Origin of the sequence: Cupriavidus pauculus, assembly GCF_008693385.1 — a bacterium.
Taxonomy (GTDB): Bacteria; Pseudomonadota; Gammaproteobacteria; order Burkholderiales; family Burkholderiaceae; genus Cupriavidus; species Cupriavidus pauculus_D.
Genome location: NZ_CP044065.1, coordinates 2,146,655 through 2,169,386 on the forward strand (window position 1 = coordinate 2,146,655; position 22,732 = coordinate 2,169,386).

The 22,732-nt window shown below is 64.1% G+C and carries 22 protein-coding genes and 1 tRNA gene; 1 reads left to right on the forward strand and 22 read right to left on the reverse strand.

Going from position 1 to position 22,732, the window contains the following annotated elements:
- Positions 1-141: 141 nt before the first annotated feature.
- The 15 genes from nuoI to rpsO form a co-directional block, all read right to left on the reverse strand.
- Entirely contained in the window at positions 142-633 is a 492-nt protein-coding gene (nuoI, locus tag FOB72_RS09850; RefSeq protein ID WP_109581656.1) for an NADH-quinone oxidoreductase subunit NuoI, read from the reverse strand.
- 17 nt (positions 634-650) lie between these two features.
- On the reverse strand, positions 651-1,715 hold the full coding sequence (gene nuoH, locus FOB72_RS09855; protein ID WP_150372345.1) for an NADH-quinone oxidoreductase subunit NuoH: 1,065 nt from the start codon (positions 1,713-1,715) through the stop codon (positions 651-653).
- A gap of 26 nt (positions 1,716-1,741) precedes the next feature.
- Entirely contained in the window at positions 1,742-4,123 is a 2,382-nt protein-coding gene (gene nuoG / locus FOB72_RS09860) for an NADH-quinone oxidoreductase subunit NuoG (RefSeq protein ID WP_150372346.1), read from the reverse strand.
- Between the two features lie 12 nt (positions 4,124-4,135).
- Positions 4,136-5,440 carry an NADH-quinone oxidoreductase subunit NuoF gene (gene nuoF, locus FOB72_RS09865; RefSeq protein ID WP_150372347.1) on the reverse strand — a complete coding sequence of 435 codons (1,305 nt, stop codon included), beginning with the start codon at positions 5,438-5,440 and terminating at the stop codon, positions 4,136-4,138.
- 1 nt (position 5,441) lies between these two features.
- Entirely contained in the window at positions 5,442-5,942 is a 501-nt protein-coding gene (gene nuoE / locus FOB72_RS09870; protein ID WP_150372348.1) for an NADH-quinone oxidoreductase subunit NuoE, read from the reverse strand.
- A gap of 135 nt (positions 5,943-6,077) precedes the next feature.
- Positions 6,078-7,331, reverse strand: a complete 1,254-nt coding sequence (locus FOB72_RS09875; protein WP_150372349.1) for an NADH-quinone oxidoreductase subunit D — start codon at positions 7,329-7,331, stop codon at positions 6,078-6,080.
- Positions 7,332-7,338: 7 nt separating this feature from the next.
- Positions 7,339-7,938: an NADH-quinone oxidoreductase subunit C gene (locus tag FOB72_RS09880; RefSeq protein ID WP_150372350.1), complete on the reverse strand. Its 600-nt coding sequence runs from the start codon at positions 7,936-7,938 to the stop codon at positions 7,339-7,341.
- Between the two features lie 2 nt (positions 7,939-7,940).
- Positions 7,941-8,423, reverse strand: coding sequence for a NuoB/complex I 20 kDa subunit family protein (locus tag FOB72_RS09885; protein ID WP_020203631.1), 483 nt, complete (start codon positions 8,421-8,423; stop codon positions 7,941-7,943).
- Positions 8,424-8,429: 6 nt separating this feature from the next.
- The gene (locus tag FOB72_RS09890) at positions 8,430-8,789 is read right to left on the reverse strand and encodes an NADH-quinone oxidoreductase subunit A (RefSeq protein ID WP_109581662.1); all 360 of its coding nucleotides are present in this window, start codon (positions 8,787-8,789) and stop codon (positions 8,430-8,432) included.
- 243 nt (positions 8,790-9,032) lie between these two features.
- A tRNA-Leu gene (locus tag FOB72_RS09895) sits at positions 9,033-9,117 on the reverse strand.
- 188 nt (positions 9,118-9,305) lie between these two features.
- A complete protein-coding gene (gene secG / locus FOB72_RS09900) occupies positions 9,306-9,680 on the reverse strand; it encodes a preprotein translocase subunit SecG (RefSeq protein WP_150372351.1) in 375 nt (124 codons plus the stop codon).
- 46 nt (positions 9,681-9,726) lie between these two features.
- Entirely contained in the window at positions 9,727-10,431 is a 705-nt protein-coding gene (gene tpiA, locus FOB72_RS09905; RefSeq protein WP_263364777.1) for a triose-phosphate isomerase, read from the reverse strand.
- An 84-nt stretch (positions 10,432-10,515) separates the two neighbouring features.
- Positions 10,516-11,520 carry an NAD(P)H-quinone oxidoreductase gene (locus tag FOB72_RS09910; RefSeq protein ID WP_150372353.1) on the reverse strand — a complete coding sequence of 335 codons (1,005 nt, stop codon included), beginning with the start codon at positions 11,518-11,520 and terminating at the stop codon, positions 10,516-10,518.
- 92 nt (positions 11,521-11,612) lie between these two features.
- A complete protein-coding gene (gene pnp, locus FOB72_RS09915; protein ID WP_150372354.1) occupies positions 11,613-13,781 on the reverse strand; it encodes a polyribonucleotide nucleotidyltransferase in 2,169 nt (722 codons plus the stop codon).
- A 337-nt stretch (positions 13,782-14,118) separates the two neighbouring features.
- A complete protein-coding gene (gene rpsO, locus FOB72_RS09920; protein WP_092138848.1) occupies positions 14,119-14,388 on the reverse strand; it encodes a 30S ribosomal protein S15 in 270 nt (89 codons plus the stop codon).
- 228 nt (positions 14,389-14,616) lie between these two features.
- Here rpsO and FOB72_RS09925 point away from each other — a divergent pair, with 228 nt between their 5' ends.
- On the forward strand, positions 14,617-15,156 hold the full coding sequence (locus tag FOB72_RS09925) for a hypothetical protein (RefSeq protein WP_191002126.1): 540 nt from the start codon (positions 14,617-14,619) through the stop codon (positions 15,154-15,156).
- A gap of 61 nt (positions 15,157-15,217) precedes the next feature.
- On the opposite strand, the gene FOB72_RS09930 is transcribed toward FOB72_RS09925, so the two are convergent.
- The 7 genes from FOB72_RS09930 to FOB72_RS09960 all read right to left on the reverse strand — a co-directional run bounded on the left by FOB72_RS09930 (position 15,218) and on the right by FOB72_RS09960 (position 22,691).
- Positions 15,218-16,759: a 2-isopropylmalate synthase gene (locus FOB72_RS09930; protein WP_150372355.1), complete on the reverse strand. Its 1,542-nt coding sequence runs from the start codon at positions 16,757-16,759 to the stop codon at positions 15,218-15,220.
- Between the two features lie 278 nt (positions 16,760-17,037).
- Complete coding sequence (gene lysM, locus FOB72_RS09935; RefSeq protein WP_150372356.1) at positions 17,038-17,538, reverse strand: peptidoglycan-binding protein LysM; 501 nt, start codon at positions 17,536-17,538, stop codon at positions 17,038-17,040.
- Positions 17,539-17,585: 47 nt separating this feature from the next.
- Entirely contained in the window at positions 17,586-18,485 is a 900-nt protein-coding gene (pssA, locus tag FOB72_RS09940; protein WP_150372357.1) for a CDP-diacylglycerol--serine O-phosphatidyltransferase, read from the reverse strand.
- A gap of 24 nt (positions 18,486-18,509) precedes the next feature.
- Entirely contained in the window at positions 18,510-19,163 is a 654-nt protein-coding gene (locus FOB72_RS09945) for a phosphatidylserine decarboxylase (protein ID WP_150372358.1), read from the reverse strand.
- A 168-nt stretch (positions 19,164-19,331) separates the two neighbouring features.
- Positions 19,332-20,348: a ketol-acid reductoisomerase gene (gene ilvC / locus FOB72_RS09950; protein ID WP_109581672.1), complete on the reverse strand. Its 1,017-nt coding sequence runs from the start codon at positions 20,346-20,348 to the stop codon at positions 19,332-19,334.
- Between the two features lie 88 nt (positions 20,349-20,436).
- On the reverse strand, positions 20,437-20,928 hold the full coding sequence (gene ilvN, locus FOB72_RS09955; RefSeq protein ID WP_008643328.1) for an acetolactate synthase small subunit: 492 nt from the start codon (positions 20,926-20,928) through the stop codon (positions 20,437-20,439).
- Positions 20,928-22,691: an acetolactate synthase 3 catalytic subunit gene (locus tag FOB72_RS09960; protein WP_150372359.1), complete on the reverse strand. Its 1,764-nt coding sequence runs from the start codon at positions 22,689-22,691 to the stop codon at positions 20,928-20,930. The genes ilvN and FOB72_RS09960 overlap by 1 nt, the downstream gene beginning before the upstream one ends.
- Positions 22,692-22,732 lie beyond the last annotated feature (41 nt).

The following is a 22,732-nucleotide window of genomic DNA, read 5'->3' on the forward strand; positions in this document are numbered from 1 at the left end:
GTCGGATACTTTCGGATACTTCGCCGCGCTTCGCGCAGGCCACCCCAGGGGTGTCCCGCCTTGCCGCGGCATCCTTCAGTTGGGCGCCCCGGTCATTGCCGGGGCGCGCCGATTCGTAAAGCTAAAACCTGCGTATGACGCTTAGCGGTATTTCGCGTCGGCGGCCTTCGCGGCTGCGATCTGCGGCTCGTAGCGGTCGCCCACTGCCAGCAGCATGTCCTTCGTGAAGTACAGGTCGCCGCGCTTCTCGCCGTGGTACTCGAGCAGGTGGGTCTCGACGACCGCATCCACCGGGCACGCCTCTTCGCAGAAGCCGCAGAAAATGCACTTGGTCAGATCGATGTCGTAGCGCGTGGTACGGCGCGTGCCGTCGTTACGCACATCCGATTCGATCGTGATGGCCAGCGCCGGGCACACCGCTTCGCACAGCTTGCAGGCGATGCAGCGCTCTTCCCCGTTGGGGTAGCGGCGCAGCGCATGCAGGCCGCGGAAACGCGGCGAGATCGGCGTCTTCTCTTCGGGGAACTGGACGGTGACCTTGCGCGCGAAGAGATAGCGGCCAGTCAGCGCCATGCCCTTGAAGAGTTCCTTCAGGAGCAGGCTTGCGAAAAAGTCCTTGATCGTGGTCAGCATGACAATTGCTTCCTAATTCAGTGCCAGATGTTCCACGGCGACTTGATCCAGATCGCCACGATGATCAGCCAGCCCACCGTCAGCGGGATGAACACCTTCCAGCCCAGACGCATGATCTGGTCATAGCGGTAGCGCGGGAACGAAGCGCGAATCCAGATGAACACGGACAACAGCAGGAAAACCTTGAACAGCAGCCAGAAGAAACCCGGGATTGCGTTCGTGATGAAGCTCGAGAACGGCGGCGCCCAGCCACCGAGGAACAGCAGCGCAGTCATCGTCGAGATGACGATCATGTTGATGTACTCGGCCAGGAAGAACAGCGCGAACGCCATGCCCGAGTATTCGATCATGTGACCGGCCACGATTTCCGACTCGCCTTCCACCACGTCGAACGGATGGCGGTTGGTTTCGGCCACGCCCGAGATGAAGTAGACGCCGAACATCGGCAGCAGCGGCAGCCAGTTCCACGACAGGATGTTGATGCCCATGTCCGCGAAGTAGCCGGTGTTCTGCCCGTTGACGATCGCGGACAGGTTCAGGCTGCCGGCCACCATCAGCACCGTGACGAGCGCGAAGCCCATCGCGATTTCGTACGACACCATCTGCGCCGCGGCGCGCATGGCGCCGATGAACGCGTACTTCGAGTTCGAGGCCCAGCCGGCCAGGATCACGCCGTAGACGCCGACCGAGCTGATCGCCATCACGTACAGCAGACCGGCGTTCACGTCGGCCATCACCACTTCGGCCTGGAACGGCACTACCGCCCAGATCGCGACGGCCGGCATCAGCACCATCAGCGGCGCGATGATGTACATGCCGCGGCTGACCTGCGTCGGGAACATGACTTCCTTCAGCAGCAGCTTCAGCACGTCGGCGATCGGCTGCAGCAGGCCCAGCGGGCCCACGCGGTTCGGGCCCAGACGCACGTGCATCCAGCCGATCAGCTTGCGCTCCCACAGAATCAGGTAGGCCACGCACAGCAGCAGCGGCACCACGATGACCACGGCGCGAATCAGGATCCACAGCGGCGTCCAGACGCTGCCGAAGATGGCGTGACCTTGCGAGGTAATCCAATCGATCATGTTGCGTTCTCGCTCTTCTTATTCGCTTAGGCGGTGACCGCCGCGGCCTGCTGGCCCGCGGACAGATCGATTGCCTTCTCTACCGTGACCGTGCCGAACAGCGCGCCGAGGCTCGCCGCCGCGGTCGTCGCGGCCGACACGCGCACCGTGTTCGCCGGCAGCGTGTTCTCCAGCGCGGCGGGCAGCACCACGCTGCCACCGTCCTGCGTCACGCGCACGGGGTCGCCCACCTGCACGCCCAGCTTGTCGAACAGATCCGACGACAGGCCCACCTGCATCGCGCGGCGCGCGGCAGCGGTCAGCTGCAGCGAGTCGGCACGGCGCACGATCGGGTCGGCGTGATAGATGGGCACGTCGGCGATGCGCTCGACGGCGCCGGCTGCGGCAGCCGTCACCTTGATCGGTGCATCGGTCGTGTTGTTCAGCGTCGGCGCGATGGCCTTGGCCAGCGCCTCTTCACGCACGGCCTCGGCCGTATCGAAGTCGAAGCCCGCCACGTCCAGCATGTTGCCCAGCACGCGCAGCACCTTCCACGCCGGACGCGACTCGCCGAGCGCGCGCACCACGCCGTTGAAGCTCTGTGCCGTGCCTTCGGCGTTCACGAACGTACCGGCCGTTTCGGTGAACGGCGCCACCGGCAGGATCACGTCCGCGTATTGCAGCGCGGCGTCCGAGCGGAATGCCGACAGCACGACGACGGTACCGGCCTGGCCTAGCGCGGCCAGGGCCTTGCGCGGATCGGCGGTATCGAATTCGGGTTCGGCGTTCAGCACGACGTATGCCTTGCGCGGCGCGTCGAACATGGCCTGTGCGTTGGCACCGCCCTGTTGCGGCAGCGCGCCGGCCACGTAACCGCCGACCGTGTTGGCCGCCTCGGTCAGGAAGCCCAGCGTCGCCGACGTTTCCGTGGCGATCCACTGCGCCAGCGCATGCAGCGTCGAGAATTGCGGGTGACGCACGGCCTCGTTGCCGAGGAACACCGCGCGGCGTTCGCCGGACAGCAGCGCGTCGGCAATCTTCTTCGCGGCGTCGTTTGCCGATCCGTCGGCCTCGAAGCCAGCCGTACCGGCCGGTGCGGCCACGCCCTTGGCGGCGGCGATCGCATTGGCGATGCCGGCCAGCGCGGCGGTCCAGCCCGACGGGGCCACGTCCACGCGTGCGGCCAGCGGCATCAGCAGGTCTTCACCGCCGGCGCCGAGGACGGCCACGCGGGCGCCCTTCTTGCCAGCCTGGCGCAGACGCGCGGCCAGCAGCGGATGATCCTTGCGCAGCGAGGAGCCGATCACGAGCACGCGTTGCAGCGCGGACACGTCGGCCACCGGCAGGCCCAGCCACGGCGTGCCGCCGAGCTTGGCCGAGAAATCGGTCTGGCGCAGACGGAAGTCGACGTTGTCGCTGCCGATGCCGCGCATGAACTTGCCCAGCAGATACAGTTCCTCGAGCGTGCTGTGCGGGCTCGCCAGCGCGGCGATCTGGTCCGCGCCATGGTCGCGCTTGATGCTGGCCAGGCCATTCGCCACGTATTCGAGCGCGGTCTGCCAGTCGGTCTCCATCCACTGGCCGCCCTGCTTCAGCAGCGGACGGGTCAGACGGTCCTGGCTGTTCAGGCCTTCGTACGAGAAACGGTCCTTGTCCGAGATCCAGCACTCGTTGACGTCTTCGTTCTCGAGCGGCAGCACGCGCATCACGCGCTGGTTCTTGGTCTGCACGACCAGGTTCGCGCCCAGGCCGTCGTGCGGCGACACCGACTTGCGGCGTGCGAGCTCCCACGTACGGGCCGAGTAGCGGAACGGCTTGCTGGTCAGCGCGCCGACCGGGCACAGGTCGATCATGTTGCCTGACAGTTCCGAGTCAACGGTCTGGCCCACGAACGTCGTGATTTCCGAGTGCTCGCCGCGGTTCAGCATGCCGAGCTCCATCACGCCGGCCACTTCCTGGCCAAAGCGGACGCAGCGCGTGCAGTGGATGCAGCGCGTCATCTCTTCCATGGAGATCAGCGGGCCCACGTTCTTGTGGAACACCACGCGCTTCTCTTCCTTGTAGCGCGACTCCGATGCACCGTAGCCCACGGCCAGATCCTGCAGCTGGCATTCGCCGCCCTGATCGCAGATCGGGCAGTCGAGCGGGTGGTTGATCAGCAGGAATTCCATCACGGACTTCTGCGCCTTGACGGCCTTCTCGGAGTTCGTGAAGACCTTCATGCCCGGGGTCACCGGCGTGGCGCACGCGGGCAGCGCCTTAGGCGCCTTTTCCACTTCGACCAGGCACATGCGGCAGTTCGCCGCGATGGACAGCTTGCGGTGGTAGCAGAAGTGCGGGATGTACGTGCCCAGCTTGCGGGCGGCTTCCATCACGAGGCTGCCTTCCGCAACCTCTACCTTCTTGCCATCGATCTCGAGTTCAACCATGTTCTGCCACGCTTAGGAGTGGGCCGGGTGGGCCGGGACCATGCACTGCTTGTGTTCGACGTGATATTCGAACTCTTTCCAGTAGTGCTTGAGCATGCCGCGCACCGGCATCGCCGCCGCATCGCCGAGCGCGCAAATCGTGCGGCCCATGATGTTTTCGGCAACGTTGTTGAGCAGGTCCAGGTCTTCCTGGCGGCCTTCTCCGTGTTCAATACGATTGACCATGCGATAGAGCCAGCCGGTGCCTTCACGGCACGGCGTGCACTGGCCGCACGACTCTTCAAAATAGAAATACGACAGGCGCAGCAGCGAACGCACCATGCAGCGCGTCTCGTCCATGACGATCACGGCGCCCGAGCCCAGCATCGAGCCGGCCTTGGCGATCGAGTCGTAATCCATGTCCGTCGCCATCATCATGTCGCCCGGCACCACGGGTGCCGACGAGCCGCCGGGAATCACGGCCTTGATGCGCTTGCCGCCGCGCATGCCGCCGGCGAGCTCGAGCAGCGTCGCGAACGGCGTGCCCAGCGGAATCTCGTAGTTGCCCGGGCGCTCGATGTCGCCGGAGATCGAGAAGATCTTGGAGCCGCCGTTGTTCGGCTTGCCCATCTTCAGGTAGTTCTCCGGGCCGATCTCGAGCAGGAACGGCACCGCCGCGAACGTCTCGGTGTTGTTGATCGTCGTCGGCTTGCCATACAGGCCGAAGCTCGCCGGGAAAGGCGGCTTGAAGCGCGGCTGGCCCTTCTTGCCTTCGAGCGACTCCAGCAGCGCGGTCTCTTCGCCGCAGATGTACGCGCCATAGCCATGGTGCGCATGCAGCTGGAAGTTGAAGCCCGAGCCGAGGATGTTGTCGCCGAGGAAACCGGCGGCGCGCGCTTCTTCCAGCGCTTCCTCGAAGATCTTGTACTCGTTCCAGATCTCGCCGTGGATGTAGTTGTACCCCACGGTGATACCCATCGCATACGCGCCGATGGCCATGCCTTCGATCAGCGAATGCGGGTTGTAGCGGATGATGTCGCGGTCCTTGAACGTACCGGGCTCGCCCTCGTCGGTATTGCAGACCAGGTACTTCTGGCCGGGGAACTGACGCGGCATGAAGCTCCACTTCAGGCCGGTCGGGAAGCCCGCGCCGCCACGGCCGCGCAGACCCGACGCCTTCACGTCGGCAATCACCTGCTCCGGCGGAATCTTCTCGGTCAGGATGCGGCGCAGCTGCTTGTAGCCGCCACGCTTGACGTAGTCCTCGAGGTGCCAGTTCTTGCCGTCCAGGCCAGCCAGGATCAGCGGCTTGATGTGACGGTCGTGCAGACTAGTCATATTACTTGCCCCCCTTGGCAGCGGCCTCGGCACGCAGTTCCTCGATCAGTGCGTCGAGCTTGTCGTTGCTCATGAAGCTGCACATGCGGGTGTTGTTGACGATGGCCACCGGCGCGTCGCCGCAGGCGCCCATGCACTCGCCTTCCTTCAGCGTGAAGCAGCCGTCCGCGGTGGTTTCGTTGTAGTCGATGCCAAGCTTCTGCTTGAGGTAGTCGCCCGCGCGTTCGCCGCCCGACAGCGCGCACGGCAGGTTCGTGCAGACCGTGAGCTTGTACTTGCCCACCGGCTTGGTGTCGTACATGTTGTAGAACGTCGCCACCTCTTCCACCCACACGGGCGGCATCTCGAGGTAGCTCGCGACGAACTGCATGACTTCGGGGGAAACCCAACCCACCTCGCCCTGTGCAACGGCGAGTGCCGCCATCACGGCCGACTGTTTCTGGTCGGTCGGATACTTCGCGATCGCGCGATCGATTTCCTTGAGAGCTTCTGCTGATAGCATGGTCATTGCAGTAAAACGGCGAACGCCACGTGACATTCCACGCGGCACGTCCGCTGGTTTGCAGCCGTCGCTGCCTTGTTCCGCCAGTTGGCCGCCGTCATGCCCGGATCGTCGTCCGGGCAACGGCCCATATCCTTAGCGGTCGATCTCGCCGAACACGATGTCCTGCGTGCCGATGATCGTGACCGCGTCCGCAATCATGTGCCCCTTGGCCATTTCGTCGAGGGCCGCGAGGTGAGCAAAGCCGGGCGCGCGGATCTTCAGGCGGTACGGCTTGTTCGCGCCGTCCGAGATCGCATAGATACCAAACTCGCCCTTCGGATGTTCCACGGCCGCGTAGGCTTCGCCCGGCGGCACATGGATACCTTCGGTGAAGAGCTTGAAATGGTGAATCAGCTCTTCCATGTTCGACTTCATGTCCACGCGCGACGGCGGTGCCACCTTGTGGTTCTCGGTGATGACCGGACCCGGGTTGCGGCGCAGCCAGTCCACGCACTGCTTGATGATGCGGTTCGACTGGCGCATTTCTTCCACGCGCACGAGATATCGCGCGTAGCAGTCGCCGCCAACGCCAACCGGCACATCGAAGTCGACCTTGTCGTACACCTCGTAGGGCTGCTTCTTGCGCAGATCCCACTCGATACCCGAACCGCGCAGCATCGGACCGGTAAAGCCCATCTGCAGCGCGCGCTCCGGGCTCACGACGCCCACGTCCACCAGGCGCTGCTTCCAGATACGGTTATCGGTCAGCAGCGTCTCGTATTCATCGACGTAGGTCGGGAAACGGTTCGTGAAGTCCTCGATGAAGTCCAGCAGCGAGCCCGAACGCGCTTCGTTCATCGCCTTGATGGCGCGCTCGTTGTGGATCTTCGACGCACGGTATTGCGGCATCGTGTCCGGCAGGTCGCGATAGACGCCGCCCGGACGGTAGTAGGCCGCGTGCATGCGCGCGCCCGACACCGCCTCGTACATGTCGAACATGTCCTCGCGCTCGCGGAACGCGTACAGGAACACCGCCATCGCCCCCACGTCCAGCGCGTGGGCGCCGATCCACATCAGGTGGTTCAGCAGGCGGGTGATCTCGTCGAACATCACGCGGATGTACTGCGCGCGGATCGGCACTTCGATGCCGAGCATCCGCTCGATCGCCATCACGTAGGCATGCTCGTTGACCATCATCGACACGTAGTCGAGACGATCCATGTACGGCACGCTCTGAATCCAGGTCTTCTGTTCCGCCAGCTTCTCGGTGGCACGGTGCAGCAGGCCGATATGGGGGTCGGCGCGCTGGATCACTTCGCCGTCCAGCTCAAGCACCAGACGCAGCACGCCGTGCGCTGCAGGGTGTTGGGGACCGAAGTTGAGGGTGTAGTTCTTGATATCTGCCATGGCGCTCTTAGTGCTGCGTGCCGCCGTAGTTTTCCTCGCGAATCACGCGTGGCGTGATTTCGCGCGGCTCGATCGTCACCGGCTGGTAGATGACCCGCTTCTGCTCCGGGTCGTAGCGCATCTCGACGTAGCCGGAAACCGGGAAATCCTTGCGGAACGGGTGGCCGACGAAACCGTAGTCGGTCAGCAGGCGACGCAGGTCCGGATGCCCTTCGAACACGATGCCGTAGAAGTCGAACGCTTCGCGTTCGAACCAGTTCACCGAGTTCCACACGTCGATCACCGACGCCAGCACGGGCAGGTCGTCGTCGGGCGCGAACACGCGCACGCGCAGACGCCAGTTGTGCGTCACGGACAGCAGGTGCGAGACCGCGGCGAAACGGGGGCCATCCCACGTGCCTTCGGCGTAATCGGAATAATCCACGCCGGCGAGGTCGATCAGCTGTTCGAAGCGCAGCGACGGATCGTCGCGCAGCAGCTGGGCGGTTTCGAGATAATCGGCGGCCTTCACGATCAGCGTCAGTTCGCCGAGGGTTTCGGTCAGCGATTGCACGCGCTTGCCGAGAACCTTCTCGAGCGCGGCCTTCAGAGTGTCGAGCGTCGCCATTGTCAGCCCTTGCGCGCGATGGTGTTGGTGCGGCGAATCTTGTTCTGGAGCTGGATCACGCCGTAAATCAGCGCTTCCGCCGTCGGCGGGCAGCCCGGAACGTAGATATCGACCGGCACGATGCGGTCACAACCACGCACTACCGAATACGAGTAGTGGTAGTAGCCGCCGCCATTGGCGCACGAGCCCATCGAGATCACCCAGCGCGGCTCGGCCATCTGGTCGTAGACCTTGCGCAGCGCGGGCGCCATCTTGTTGCACAGCGTGCCGGCGACGATCATCACGTCCGATTGTCGGGGCGACGGGCGGAAGACCACGCCGAAACGGTCGAGGTCATAGCGCGCGGCGCCGGCATGCATCATTTCCACGGCACAGCAGGCCAGGCCAAACGTCATCGGCCACAGCGAGCCCGTGCGGGTCCAGTTGATCAGCTTGTCAGCGGTCGTCGTGACAAAGCCTTCGTTGAGAACGCCTTCGATTGCCATTTCACATCACTCCCAATCGAGCGCGCCCTTTTTCCAGATGTAGACGAAGCCCACGATGAATTCCAGCAGAAACACGCCCATCGCGAAGAACCCGGGCCAGCCGATGTCCTTGAGGGCAACGCCCCACGGAAACAGGAAAGCCGTTTCGAGATCGAACAGGATGAACAGGATGGCGATGAGGTAGTAGCGCACGTCGAACTTCATGCGCGCATCCTCGAATGCTTCGAAGCCGCACTCGTATGGCGACAGCTTCGCGGGATCAGGCTTGTTGGGACCGAGTATCCGACCGATGGACATCAGTGCCAAACCGAGCACGACACCAAAGAGGATGAAGATGAGGACGGGGAAGTAGGCTTCGAGAGTCAAGGTACGGCCAGCCTTATCTGGAATGTTGTCAACAGCACCAGCTGAAGCGGCGTCCTGTTGCCCACCCCAAGCGCCATTCCGTACGAAATTACGGCGCCGCCTTGCGGACTGCCGGAGCCCTCTGTGGATTATCGGTCCGGATACTACGTTTCTTGAAGCCATTCCTGAAGAATGACTGTCCAGAAAACGTTCTTAACGTACCCGGCGCCCTGCTTCCACTTCGAGGACTCCGATCAAGTTGTTTGGTGCCGACGGCGAGACTCGAACTCGCACAGCTTTCGCCACTACCCCCTCAAGATAGCGTGTCTACCAATTTCACCACGTCGGCTGGGGGAGAAACAATATTGCCTGGCGCCGGGTTTTTACACCCTCCGGTTCCCATGCAAGAGCGTTTTTCTCTTGCCTGGTTCCCGTCGCTGGGGAATCGTTTCAAGCCTTGCATTCTATCCCAAGTTTCCTGATTTGTTCAATGCACAACTGCAAATTTAATCAGGAATCTTCGAAAGAGCAGGCCAATTATTTCGGAACAGCAGGTGCGGCGGGCACGGACGATGCGCCCGAAGCCGCTGCGGCAGGTGCGGAGGCCGATGCGGCCGGCGCGCTTGCAACCGGTGCCTGGCTCGCGCCCATCACGCCCAGCGAGGTCTGCGGCTTGTAGTTGCCAAGCAGCGTCAGACCCAGCGTGCAGACGAAGAACAGCGACGCCAGCACCGCGGTGGTACGCGACAGGAAGTTCGCGGAGCCCGTGGCCCCGAACAGACTGCCCGAGGCGCCCGAGCCGAACGCCGCACCGACGTCCGCGCCCTTGCCATGCTGCAGCAGCACCAGGCCGATCACGCCGAGTGCCGACAGGACCTGCACCAGTACTAACAATGTCTTGAAGATTGCCATGTGATTACATTCGTTCGCTTGCCTGATCCATCCATGCGTTCGGCACTCAGGCGTTGCCGATCGCCAAGAAATCTTCCGCCTTCAACGAAGCGCCACCAATCAGGCCTCCGTCGATATCGGACATCGAAAACAGTTCGGCCGCATTATCGGGCTTCACGCTGCCGCCGTACAGAATCTGCATCCGCGCGGCCACATCGGCCGAAGCCGCCGCCACCTGCTTGCGCAGATACGCGTGCACGGCCTGTGCCTGCTCGCTCGTCGCGGTCTTGCCGGTACCGATGGCCCAGACGGGCTCATAGGCCAGCACGATCCGACCCAGCTGCTCGATAGAGAGCGCCTCCACCACGGCGGCCAGCTGACGCCCCACCACGGTTTCCGTCTCGCCCGCCTCGCGCTGCGCGAGCGTCTCGCCCACGCAGACCACGGGAGTGAGCCCCGACTCCAGCGCGCGCAGCGCCTTGGTCGCGACGGTCGCATCGGTTTCGCCATGATAGGAGCGGCGCTCCGAGTGACCCACGAGCACGTAGGCGCAACCGAATTCCGCGAGCATCGGCGCGGCCACTTCACCGGTGAACGCCCCGCGCACTTCCGCGGACACGTCCTGGGCACCCCATCCGATCGCCGTGCCGGCCAGCGTGGCCTGGCACTGTGCCAGATACGGGAACGGTGCGCACACCGCGAGACGCGCCCGGGCCGGTGCCGCCTTGATACCGTCCAGCAGTGCCGCGTTGGCGGCGAGGCTGCCGTGCATCTTCCAGTTACCGATGACCAGCTTTTGTCTCACGGGGTCCCCTCTCGATCAAAAACCCGCTATTGTAGCGCGCGCCCCGGCCATTTACCACGTGAGCATGATCTTGCCCACGTGCTCGCTCGATTCCATGAGGCGGTGCGCATCCGCGGCCTGCGCGGCGGGGAACACCTTGTGGATCACGGGCTTGATCTTGCCCGACGCGAGCAGCGGCCATACGTGCTGGTGGAGCGCGTCGGCAATCGCCCCCTTGAACGCGGGCGGACGCGGACGCAGCGTGGAACCGGTGATCGTGATGCGACGGCGCAGTACGTCGGAGAGCGGAATCTCGGCCTTGCCGCCGCCGAGCAGCGCGATGATCACGATGCGGCCGTCGTCGGCGATGCACGACAGTTCGCGCGCGAGGTACGAACCCGCGACCATGTCGAGGATCACGTCCACACCCTTGCCTTCGGTCAGCGCCTTGACCTCGGCCGCGAAGTCCTGCGTCTTGTAGTTGATCGCGCGATCGGCGCCGAGCGCCTCGCAGGCCTTGCACTTGTCGTCGCTGCCCGCCGTGACGAACACCCGGAAGCCCATCGCCTTCGCGATCTGGATCGCAGTCGTGCCGATCCCGCTGGACCCGCCCTGGATCAGCAGCGTTTCCTGCGCGCCGCGCGGGCCCTTGCCCAGCTGGCCGCGATCGAACACGTTGCTCCACACCGTGAAGAACGTCTCGGGCAGGCCCGCCGCCTCGATGTCGCTGAGCCCGGCCGGCACCGGCAGGCATTGCTCGATCGGCGCGGTGCACAGTTCCGCGTAGCCGCCGCCCTGCACCAGCGCGCAGACGCGGTCGCCGACCTTGAGGCCGAAACGATTGGCCGCGTGCGAGAGATCGCCACCCACGATGACGCCCGCCACTTCGAGCCCGGGCAGATCGGACGCGCCCGGCGGCACCGGATAGTTGCCCGTGCGCTGGAACACGTCGGGACGATTGACGCCCGCGGCGGCCACGCGAATCAGGATCTCGCCGGCCTTGGCGACGGGATCGGGACGCTCGGTCAGCTGCAGGACGTCGGGTGCGCCGTATTCACGGATCTCGATGGCTTTCATCTGGAGGACTCCTCTCGATTTTGTTGTCCGGGAGTGTAAACAAAAAAAGCGGCTGGACATTGCCAGCCGCTTCTTATTCCTGCTGCTACTGATTACTGCTGATTGTTGCCAGACGTATCCGGCGCGTCCGAAGTACCGCTCGGCACGATCGGGCTGATGCTGCCGCCCTCTTCCGCCAGCGCCGCCTTCAGCGACAGGCGCAGACGACCCTTCTCGTCGGCCTGGATCAGCTTCACGCGAACGTGCTGGCCTTCCTTCAGCCAGTCCTTGATGTCCTTCACGCGCTCGTTGACGATCTCGGAGATATGCAGCAGACCGTCCTTGCCCGGCAGGATGTTCACGATGGCACCGAAGTCCAGCAGCTTCAGCACGGTACCGGCGTAGATCTTGCCCACTTCGGCTTCCGCGGTGATGCCCTCGATGCGGCGCTTGGCTTCCGCCATGCCATCGGTCGAGGTCGAGGCGATCGTGATCGTGCCGTCTTCCTGGATGTCGATGGTCGTGCCCGTTTCCTTGGTCAGCGCCTGGATGGTCGAGCCGCCCTTGCCGATCACTTCGCGGATCTTGTCCGGATGGATCTTCATCGTGATCATGCGCGGTGCGTGCTCCGACAGCTCGGTGCGCGCATGGCCCATGGCACCCTGCATGGCGCCCAGGATGGTCATGCGGCCTTCGCGGGCCTGCGCCAGCGCAACCTGCATGATCTCCTTGGTGATGCCCTGGACCTTGATGTCCATCTGCAGCGCGGTGATACCCGAATCGGTACCGGCCACCTTGAAGTCCATGTCGCCGAGGTGATCCTCGTCGCCGAGGATGTCGGTCAGCACGGCGAACTTGTTGCCTTCGAGAATCAGGCCCATGGCCACGCCGGCGACGTGCGCCTTGACGGGAACGCCCGCATCCATCAGCGCGAGGCAGCCGCCGCAGACCGAAGCCATCGACGACGAACCGTTGGACTCGGTGATTTCCGACACCAGACGGATCGTGTACGCGAATTCGTCGTCAGCCGGCAGCACGGGGATCAGTGCGCGCTTGGCCAGACGGCCGTGACCGATTTCGCGGCGCTTGGGGCTGCCCACGCGACCGGTTTCGCCCGTGGCGAACGGCGGCATGTTGTAGTGGAGCATGAAGCGGTCGCGGTACTCGCCGGCCAGCGCGTCGATGATCTGCTCGTCGCTCTTGGTGCCCAGCGTGGCCACCACGAGTGCCTGCGTTTCACCACGCGTGAACAGCGCGGAGCCGTGGGCGCGCGGCAGCACCGACGAACGGATCTCGATCGGGCGCACGGTGCGCGTGTCGCGGCCGTCGATACGCGGCTCGCCGGCCAGGATCTGGCCACGCACGATCTTCGCTTCGAGGTCGAACAGGATGTTGCCGACTTCCACCTTCTCGGCTTCCACACCGGCTTCGGCCAGCTTGGCGTCCACCGCGGCGAACACTTCCTTCAGCTTCTGGCTGCGGGCCGACTTCTGGCGCAGCTGATAGGCTTCCTGCAGCAGCGGCAGCGCGATCTCGCTGACCTTGGCGATCAGCGGCTCGTTCTTCGCGGCCGGTGCCCAGTCCCACTCGGGCTTGCCGCCCTCGCGCACGAGCTCGTGAATCGCATTGATCGCGATCTGCATCTGCTCGTGGCCGTACACCACGGCGCCCAGCATCACGTCTTCCGACAGCTGCTGCGCTTCCGATTCCACCATCAGCACGGCGCGCTCGGTACCGGCGACCACGAGGTCCAGCGACGACGAGGCGATTTGCGAGCGGGTCGGGTTCAGCAGGTACTGGCCATCCTTGTAGCCCACGCGCGCGGCGCCCACGGGGCCGTTGAACGGAATGCCCGACACGGCCAGCGCGGCCGAGGCACCGATCAGCGCCGGGATGTCGGCCGGCACTTCGGGGTTGATCGACACCACGTGGATCACCACCTGGACGTCGTTGTAGAAGCCTTCCGGGAACAGCGGACGCAGCGGACGGTCGATCAGGCGCGAGGTCAGCGTCTCGTTTTCCGACGGACGGCCTTCACGCTTGAAGAAGCCGCCGGGGATCTTGCCGGCCGCATAGGTCTTCTCGATGTAATCGACGGTCAACGGGAAGAAGTCCTGGCCGGGCTTCGGGCTCTTGGCCGCGACCACGGTAGCCAGCACCACGGTGTCTTCCACATCGACGATCACGGCGCCGCCAGCCTGGCGGGCGATTTCGCCGGTTTCCATGCGGACCGTATGCTGGCCCCACTGGAATTCCTTGACGATCTTGTTGAACATGGTCATGAGCGTTCCTTGATTCATGCTGACGCGCCATGCTCATGCATGGGCGCGCCGCGCCTGCGTTCGCAGCCGCAGGCGTACTGCCGGATTGACGCCGGCCGCAGTCGCAGGGAAGTGCTATGCCATTCCATCGGGCCACCCACCACTGGGTTGATGTCGATGCGCACGATGGAATGACACAAGGCCCCGGTTCCTTGGATCCGGCTCCGGTGTCTCGGAGCTAAAGAGCAAAACAACTTACTCCGTTACACGCCATGGTGCAACGGGGAATAGCCACCAGAAAAGCAAAATGCCTGCCTCAGCAGCGCTGACGCAGGCATCGAGGACCTGGCTTGCGACCTTACTTGCGCAGACCCAGCTTTTCGATCAGGGCGCGATAGCGGTCCGCATCGCTGGCCTTGAGGTAGTCCAGCAGGCGGCGACGACGGCTCACCATGCGCAGCAGACCGCGGCGGCTGTGGTGATCCTTCATGTTGGCCTTGAAGTGCGGGGTCAGTTCGTTGATGCGGGTGGTCAGCAGGGCCACCTGAACTTCGGGGCTACCCGTGTCGTTCGTGCCGCGCGCGAACTGCTTGATGACTTCGGACTTGTTGATATCGGCAACTGCCATGATGATTTCCTTTACGTTTCACTTGCGAACACCGCAGCGCGGAATGCGCCGCCGGCGTCGTGCCAGCTCCATCGCCACCGGCAAGCCGGCAAACGATAGCCGCGCATTATAGCCGAATTCCCACGCATGGCGAAACTGGCGGTCCGGGCGCCGCCGTGTGGCCCCCAAGCCGCTCCAAACGACTACACTCTCTGTATCCGCCTCCGGGCCACCCCGCTTGCTTCCGCCATGACGCATCTCACGACTCTCCTGCCCCGCGCGCGCCGCTTCGCGGCCGGCGCCGCGCTCGTCGCCGCCACGGTGGCGATCACCGGCTGCGCAGCCCTCGCCCCGGTCCAGACCGGCCAGAAACTGATCGGCCAGCCGGAATCCGCCGTGCGCGCCACATTCGGCCAGCCGACCGACATGTTCCAGCTCAAGGACGGCACCACGCGCTGGATCTACTCCACGCAACCGCTCGGCGAGGACGCCTACGCGGCCACGTTCGACCGCAACGGCAACCTGGCCGACTTCCGCAACATGCTGACCACGGAAGAGCTCTACAAGGCACACGTCAACGTCTGGACCAAACAGGACGTGCTCGAGCACTATGGCGCGCCGCGCGAGCCCAATCAGTACTTTCCGATCATGAAGCGCGAGGTCTGGACCTATCGCTTCTTCCAGGACCGGATGTGGTACTCGATGTTCAACTTCTACTTCGACGACGCCGGCGTGCTGCGCCAGACGCAGATCACGCCCGACCCGCTGCGCGACCGCCCCGAGCGGTAAACGAAAACATCCCGCGCACGCGCCTCGTGAGCGCGTGGCGGGATGACGCAGGGATCCGTGATCAGATCTGCGGATTGATCTTCTGCACGGCCTTGTCGTGCAACTTGTTCAGCGCGGCCAGATAGGCCTTGGCCGACGCGGCGACGATATCGGGATCGGTCCCCACGCCGTTGACGATGCGACCGCCCTTCGAGAGGCGCACGGTCACTTCGCCCTGCGCCTGCGTGCCGGTGGTGATCGCGTTCACCGAATACAGCACGAGCTCGGCGCCGCTCGACACCTTGCCCTCGATCGCATGCAGCGTCGCATCGACGGGACCGTTGCCATCGCCCTCGCCCGTATGCTCGTGGCCGTCCATGCTGAACACGACGCGCGCATGCGGACGCTCGCCCGTTTCCGAACGCTGCGACAGCGAGATAAAGCGGTAGTGGTCGTTGGCCGCGTCGCTCGCTTCGCCCGAGACGATGGCTTCGATGTCCTCATCGAAGATCTCGGCCTTCTGGTCGGCGAGCTCCTTGAAGCGCGCGAACGCCGCATTGACCTCGGTCTCGCTCTCGAGCTCGATGCCGAGTTCCTGCAGGCGCTGCTTGAATGCGTTGCGGCCCGACAGCTTGCCCAGCACGATCTTGTTGGCGGTCCAGCCCACGTCTTCCGCGCGCATGATCTCGTACGTGTCGCGCGCCTTGAGCACGCCATCCTGATGGATGCCCGACGCGTGCGCGAACGCGTTCGCGCCGACCACGGCCTTGTTCGGCTGCACCACGAAGCCCGTGATCTGCGACACGAGCTTGGAGGCGGGCACGATCTGCGTGGTATCGATGCCGACGTCCATGTCGAAGTAGTCGCGGCGCGTCTTCACGGCCATGACCACTTCCTCGAGGCTCGTGTTGCCCGCACGCTCGCCCAGGCCGTTGATCGTGCATTCGATCTGGCGCGCGCCGCCGAGCTTGACCGCGGCCAGCGAATTCGCCACGGCCATGCCGAGGTCGTTATGGCAGTGCACGGACCACACGGCCTTGTCCGAGTTCGGAATGCGCTCGCGCACCGAGCGGATCAGGCCCGCGTAGCCTTCCGGCACCGCATAGCCGACCGTGTCGGGCAGGTTGATGGTGGTCGCGCCCTCGGCAATCACGCCTTCGAGCACGCGGCACAGGAAGTCCATGTCCGAACGGCTGCCGTCTTCGGGCGAGAACTCGATATCGTCGGTGAACTGGCGCGCGAAACGCACCGCCAGGCGCGCCTGCTCGTACACCTGGTCCGGCGTCATGCGCAGCTTCTTTTCCATATGCAGCGCGGAGGTCGCGATGAACGTATGGATACGGAACGAGTTCGCGGGCTTCAGCGCCTCGGCCGCGCGCGCGATGTCCTTGTCGTTGGCGCGGGCCAGCGAGCAGATCGTCGAATCCTTGACCACCTGCGCGATCGAGCGAATCGCCTCGAAATCGCCATTGGAGCTCGCGGCAAAACCGGCCTCGATCACATCGACCTTCAGGCGCTCCAGCTGGCGCGCGATGCGGATCTTCTCCTCGCGCGTCATCGAGGCGCCCGGCGATTGTTCGCCATCGCGCAAGGTCGTATCGAAAATGATGAGTTTGTCAGACATTTTGTGGAGCTCCTGAGACTTTTATGTGTGTGCCGGTCCGGGTGCCGGAGGTCAAATGCAAAACGCCCCGGCGTGCAATCGATGCAGGCCGGGGCGTGAAAGAATCCTTGTGGATTTCGCGCTGGAAATTGGGTTTCCGTCTTCCCTCAGCGCGCGCGCGTCCCGGCTCGGTTGCCTAGTAGGCCGCCCAGTAGGGTAATCGCGAGGAGGGATTGCAGCGAAATCATGTTGGCGACTATAGCCGGTTTGCTTTATCCGTGCAACTCAGCGTTTCCCGCTCATTTCGGCGGAATCCGCAGCTTCTGCCCCGGATAAATCTTGTCCGGGTGCGTCAGCATCGGCTTGTTCGCCTCGAAGATCCGGTTGTACTCGGCCCCGTTGCCATAGGCCGCCTGCGAAATCGCCCACAGCGTGTCGCCCTTCACCACGGTGTGCCATTGCGATTCGGTGGACGCGGTACTCACGGACATCTTGTCCTCCACCTGATCCACACCCTCGACATTGCCGCAGCAGAGAATGATCTTCTCGCGCGTGGCCTGGTCGGCCGCCACACCGAACACGGTGACCTTGCCCTGCGAGCCGTCCACCGTGACAGTCAGGCCCGTCGCGTCGAGCCCCATCTGCTTGATGTACGCCTCGATCGCGTCGCCGGCGGCACGATTGGCCGCCTCGACCTTCTCGGTGGACGCATCGGCTTTGGCGGCATCCTGCGCCGCCTTGGCCTCGCCCTTGCCGAACAGCTTCTCTCCTGCTTCCCTGATGAAGTCGAACATGCCCATGACGTCCTCCCTACAGCAATGAAAGTGAATGAAGTTGCGACCTAAACTCAGTGCGGCGCGCTGTTCTTTCGCACGCCGCCGGGCTGGCCGTGCAACGCACGCCAGGCCCACAACACGTAGCCAGAGATCGCATAGGCCACGAACAGTCCGAACAGCGCCACGGGCGGATCCGTCGATACGACGACGAACAGCACGAGCACCAGCACCATCATGCCGAACGGCACGCGGTAGCGTACGTCGAGCGCCTTGCCGCTGTAGAACGGCGCGTTGGATACCATCGACAGGCCCGCGTAGAGCGTCAGGGCAAACGCCACCCACGGCATCCACAGTTCCTTCACGGGCAGCTTGTTGTCGATCACGAGCCAGACGAAGCCCGCGACCAGCGCGGCCGCGGCCGGGCTCGGCATGCCCTGGAAGAAGCGCTTGTCGACCACGCCGATATTCGCGTTGAAGCGCGCGAGCCGCAGCGCCGCGCACGTGCAATACACGAACGCCGCGATCCAGCCCCACTTGCCGAGGTCGTGCAGGATCCATTCGTACATCACCAGCGCGGGGGCCACGCCGAACGACGTCATGTCGGACAGCGAGTCGTACTGCTCGCCGAACGCACTCTGCGTGTTCGTGATGCGCGCGACGCGCCCGTCCATGCCGTCCAGCACCATGGCCGCGAAGATCGCGATGGCCGCGGCGTCGAAGCGCATGTTCATCGCCTGCACGATCGCGAAGAAGCCCGCGAACAGCGCCGCCGTGGTGAACGCGTTGGGCAGCAGGTAGATGCCGCGCCGGCGCGGCCGCGGACGCACGTACTCGACGTCGTCGTGCTCCTCGGCGTCGTCGAAACCGTTGTCGTATGCGCTGTCGTTGCGCAGCTGGTTATGGCGGAACGGACGCAGATGCGTCACGTTGCCATTGTTCGCCCGCTTGTTGCGGCGATTGAAGGCACCCATGCCAGTCTCCTGTCCCGGGGTGGCTTATTTCAGTTCGTCGAGCTCGGCGAGCACCGTGGACGAGGCCGAGACCTTCTCGCCGATCGTCACGCGCGGGCGCGCATCCACCGGCAGGTACACGTCGACGCGCGAGCCAAAGCGGATAAAGCCGTAGCGCTGGCCGCGCGAGAGCGTGTCACCCACCTTGGTGTAGCACAGGATACGGCGCGCCACCAGACCCGCCACCTGCACGAGCGTGACGATCTGGCCGTCGCCGGCGCGGCGGATCACCAGCGCGTTGCGCTCGTTCTCCACGGATGCCTTGTCGAGGTCCGCGTTGACGAACTTGCCGGGGAAGTATTCGAGCTTCTCGACCTTGCCGTCGAGCGAGGAACGGTTCGAGTGCACGTTGAACACGTTCATGAACACGCTGATCTTGAGCGCTTCGCGGCCCGCGTACGGGTCCTGCGTCTTCTCGACCACGACGATGCGGCCATCGGCCGGCGCGAGGATCGCGTTCGCCGCCGAGGGAATCGGGCGCGGCGGATCGCGGAAGAACTGCAGCACGAACAGCGTGATGATCCACAGCGGCAGCGCCCACCAGAAGCCCGCGCTGACGTGAACCAGCAGCGAGATGACGAATGCGCCGGCCAGGAACGGCCAGCCTTCACGGGCGATCAGCGGATGAGGATAGTTCATGCAAATTTGGTCAGAAGTTCATTCACGGCGACAGGATAACAAAAAGCCGCCCAGGCACCGCCAAAATCGCACCGGCCGTCTTGGACGGCGCGGCTGGGCGGTACGGTGGGCGGCTGCGGGGCAAGGTGGCCGCCCTGTCGCGCGGCCACGCTGCCTTGCGGCTGCGTCTTAGTTCTTCGACTGATCGACCAGCTTGTTCTTGGCGATCCACGGCATCATCGCGCGCAGCTTCGCACCCACTTCTTCGATCTGGTGCTCGGCCGTCAGGCGGCGGCGCGAGATCAGGGTCGGAGCGCCGGCCTTGTTCTCGAGCAGGAAGCTCTTTGCGTATTCGCCGGTCTGGATGTCCGTCAGGCACTGCTTCATGGCCTTCTTGGTCTCTTCGGTCACGACGCGCGGGCCCGTGACGTACTCGCCGTACTCGGCGTTGTTCGAGATCGAGTAGTTCATGTTGGCGATGCCGCCTTCATAGATCAGGTCGACGATCAGCTTCAGTTCGTGCAGGCACTCGAAGTACGCCATTTCCGGCGCGTAGCCGGCTTCCACCAGCGTCTCGAAGCCCGCCTTGATCAGCTCGACGGTACCGCCGCACAGCACGGCCTGCTCGCCGAACAGGTCGGTTTCGGTTTCTTCGCGGAAGTTCGTCTCGATGATGCCGGCACGGCCGCCGCCGTTGGCGGTGGCGTACGACAGCGCGATATCGCGTGCCGCGCCCGACTTGTTCTGATGCACGGCGATCAGGTGGGGCACGCCGCCGCCTTGCGCGTACGTCGAACGCACGGTGTGGCCCGGTGCCTTCGGCGCGATCATGATCACGTCGAGGTCGGCGCGCGGGATCACGGCGCCGTAGTGCACGTTGAAGCCGTGCGCGAAGGCCAGCGCGGCGCCTTCCTTGATGTTGTCGTGCACTTCGTTCTTGTACACGTCGGCGATCTGCTCGTCCGGCAGCAGGATCATGACCACGTCCGCGCCCTTCACGGCCTCGGCCACTTCCTTGGTCTGCAGGCCGGCGTTGACGGCCTTGTTCCACGACGCGCCGCTCTTGCGCAGACCCACCGTCACATTCACGCCCGAATCCTTCAGGTTCTGTGCGTGGGCGTGGCCTTGCGAGCCGTAGCCGATGATGGTGACGTTCTTGCCCTTGATCAGGGAGAGGTCCGCGTCCTTGTCGTAAAACACTTTCATGATGATTCCTTCAATTGCTTTGATCTGGGATATAGGGGGTGGCGTCCCGCCCCGTCTGGACCGGGACCGCCGCTGCCGGGGGCGCCGGTCAGACCTTCAGGATGCGCTCGCCACGTCCAATACCGGAGCCGCCCGTACGAACGGTTTCCAGGATCGCCGTACGGTCGATCGCGTCGAGAAACGCGTCCAGCTTGCCGCCGTTGCCGGTCAGTTCGATGGTGTACGTTTTCTCGGTCACATCGATGATGCGGCCGCGGAAAATGTCCGCGGTGCGCTTCATCTCTTCGCGTTCCTTGCCGACCGCGCGCACTTTCACGAGCATCAGCTCGCGCTCGATGTGCGCGCCTTCGGTCAGGTCCACAACCTTGACCACCTCGACCAGGCGGTTCAAATGCTTCGTGATCTGTTCGATCACGTCATCCGAACCCGTGGTCACGATGGTCATCCGTGACAGCGAAGCATCCTCGGTCGGTGCCACCGTCAGCGTCTCGATGTTGTAACCGCGCGCGGAGAACAGCCCCACCACGCGCGACAGCGCGCCGGGTTCGTTTTCCAGCAGGACGGAAATGATGTGTCGCATTACAGGTCCTCCGAGCCGAGCAGCATTTCGGAGATTCCCTTGCCGGCCTGGACCATCGGCCACACGTTCTCGGTGGGGTCGGTCTGGAAGTCCAGGAACACGGTGCGGTCCTTCAGGCGGAATGCCTCGCGCAGGGCGGGCTCGACGTCGGACGCACGCTCCACGCGCATGCCGATATGGCCATACGACTCGGCGAGCTTGACGAAGTCGGGCAGCGCGTCCATGTACGAGTGCGAGTAACGGTTGTCGTACTCGATTTCCTGCCACTGGCGCACCATGCCCAGATAGCCGTTATTGAGCGAGCAGATCTTGACGGGCGTGTTGTACTGCTTGCACGTCGACAGTTCCTGGATGCACATCTGGATCGAGCCTTCACCGGTGATGGTGACGACTTCCTTGTCCGGGAACGCCTTCTTGATGCCCATCGCGTACGGCAGGCCGACACCCATGGTGCCGAGGCCGCCCGAGTTGATCCAGCGGCGTGGTTCGTCGAACTTGTAGAACTGCGCGGCCCACATCTGGTGCTGGCCGACGTCGGAGCAGACGTACGCATCGCCCTTGGTCAGTTCCCAGATCTTCTCGACCACGTACTGCGGCTTGATGATCTCGGAGCTGCGGTCGTACTTGAGGCAGTCCACCGAACGCCATTGCTCGATCTGGTCCCACCACTTGGCCAGCGCCTCGCGCTTGGGCTTGACGTCGCTGGCCTGCAGCTGGGCGATGAGCTCCTGCAGCACGTCCTTGACGTTGCCGACGATGGGAATATCCACCTTCACGCGCTTCGAGATCGACGACGGGTCGATATCGATATGGATGATCTTGCGCGCCTGCGAAGTGAAGTGCGACGGGTTGCCGATCACGCGGTCGTCGAAGCGCGCGCCGATCGCGATCAGCACGTCGCAGTTCTGCATGGCCATATTGGCTTCATACGTGCCGTGCATGCCGAGCATGCCCAGGAACTGCTTGCTCGTGCCCGGGAACGCGCCCAGGCCCATCAGCGTGTTGGTGACCGGATGGCCGGTCACCGCGGCCAGCTGGCGCAGCTCGTCGCTGGCGTTGGCCAGCACGACGCCGCCGCCCGTATAGATATACGGACGCTCGGCCTGCTGCAGCAGCGCCACGGCCTTGCGGATCTGACCCGAGTGACCCTTGTTCACCGGGTTGTACGACCGCATGTCGATGGTCTTCGGATACTCGAAGCGGCAGGCGTTGCGCGACACGTCCTTCGGGATATCGACCACGACCGGGCCGGGACGGCCGGTGGAGGCGATAAAGAAGGCCTTCTTGATCGTCGCGGCCAGGTCGCGCACGTCCTTCACGAGGAAGTTGTGCTTGACGATGGGTCGCGTGATGCCGACCGTGTCGCACTCCTGGAATGCATCCTGGCCGATCGCGTGCGTGGGCACGTTGCCGGTGATGACCACCAGCGGGATCGAGTCCAGGTAGGCCGTGGCGATACCGGTCACGGCGTTCGTCACGCCGGGGCCCGATGTCACCAGTGCCACGCCGACCTTGCCGGTCGCGCGTGCATAGCCATCGGCGGCATGAACGGCAGCCTGCTCGTGGCGCACCAGGATGTGCTCGAATTTCGTTTGCTTGTGAAGCTCGTCGTAGATGTAAAGCACGGCGCCGCCGGGGTAACCCCAGACGTACTCGACGCCTTCTTCGGCAAGTGCATGGACGAGGATTTCCGCGCCGATCATTTCGGGTGCGGAGGAGGCATTGCTGTCTGCGTGGGAAAATTCCGCGCTGGGCATGTTCATTTCAGTCCTTTGCAATTTTCGGCAAAAAATTGTTTGGATGC

Excerpts from the sequence above, each read along its gene's own strand:
- ilvC (WP_109581672.1), bottom strand. The coding sequence starts at position 20,348 with ATGAAAGTGTTTTACGACAAGGACGCGGACCTCTCCCTGATCAAGGGC.
- nuoI (WP_109581656.1), bottom strand. The coding sequence starts at position 633 with ATGCTGACCACGATCAAGGACTTTTTCGCAAGCCTGCTCCTGAAGGAA.
- FOB72_RS09885 (WP_020203631.1), bottom strand. The coding sequence starts at position 8,423 with ATGGCAATCGAAGGCGTTCTCAACGAAGGCTTTGTCACGACGACCGCT.
- FOB72_RS09910 (WP_150372353.1), bottom strand. The coding sequence starts at position 11,520 with ATGAAAGCCATCGAGATCCGTGAATACGGCGCACCCGACGTCCTGCAG.
- tpiA (WP_263364777.1), bottom strand. The coding sequence starts at position 10,431 with ATGCACGGCAGCCTCGCCGCCAACGCGGCACTGCTGGACGGTATCAAG.
- FOB72_RS09875 (WP_150372349.1), bottom strand. The coding sequence starts at position 7,331 with ATGGCAGATATCAAGAACTACACCCTCAACTTCGGTCCCCAACACCCT.
- secG (WP_150372351.1), bottom strand. The coding sequence starts at position 9,680 with ATGGCAATCTTCAAGACATTGTTAGTACTGGTGCAGGTCCTGTCGGCA.
- FOB72_RS09880 (WP_150372350.1), bottom strand. The coding sequence starts at position 7,938 with ATGGCGACGCTCGACACTCTGAAGGCCGCGCTCGAGAAGGTTCTCGGC.
- pssA (WP_150372357.1), bottom strand. The coding sequence starts at position 18,485 with ATGGGTGCCTTCAATCGCCGCAACAAGCGGGCGAACAATGGCAACGTG.
- nuoE (WP_150372348.1), bottom strand. The coding sequence starts at position 5,942 with ATGCTATCAGCAGAAGCTCTCAAGGAAATCGATCGCGCGATCGCGAAG.
- rpsO (WP_092138848.1), bottom strand. The coding sequence starts at position 14,388 with ATGGCAGTTGCCGATATCAACAAGTCCGAAGTCATCAAGCAGTTCGCG.
- pnp (WP_150372354.1), bottom strand. The coding sequence starts at position 13,781 with ATGACCATGTTCAACAAGATCGTCAAGGAATTCCAGTGGGGCCAGCAT.
- nuoF (WP_150372347.1), bottom strand. The coding sequence starts at position 5,440 with ATGACTAGTCTGCACGACCGTCACATCAAGCCGCTGATCCTGGCTGGC.
- FOB72_RS09930 (WP_150372355.1), bottom strand. The coding sequence starts at position 16,759 with ATGTCTGACAAACTCATCATTTTCGATACGACCTTGCGCGATGGCGAA.
- nuoH (WP_150372345.1), bottom strand. The coding sequence starts at position 1,715 with ATGATCGATTGGATTACCTCGCAAGGTCACGCCATCTTCGGCAGCGTC.
- FOB72_RS09945 (WP_150372358.1), bottom strand. The coding sequence starts at position 19,163 with ATGAACTATCCTCATCCGCTGATCGCCCGTGAAGGCTGGCCGTTCCTG.
- nuoG (WP_150372346.1), bottom strand. The coding sequence starts at position 4,123 with ATGGTTGAACTCGAGATCGATGGCAAGAAGGTAGAGGTTGCGGAAGGC.
- ilvN (WP_008643328.1), bottom strand. The coding sequence starts at position 20,928 with ATGCGACACATCATTTCCGTCCTGCTGGAAAACGAACCCGGCGCGCTG.
- lysM (WP_150372356.1), bottom strand. The coding sequence starts at position 17,538 with ATGGGCATGTTCGACTTCATCAGGGAAGCAGGAGAGAAGCTGTTCGGC.
- FOB72_RS09960 (WP_150372359.1), bottom strand. The coding sequence starts at position 22,691 with ATGAACATGCCCAGCGCGGAATTTTCCCACGCAGACAGCAATGCCTCC.
- FOB72_RS09925 (WP_191002126.1), top strand. The coding sequence starts at position 14,617 with ATGACGCATCTCACGACTCTCCTGCCCCGCGCGCGCCGCTTCGCGGCC.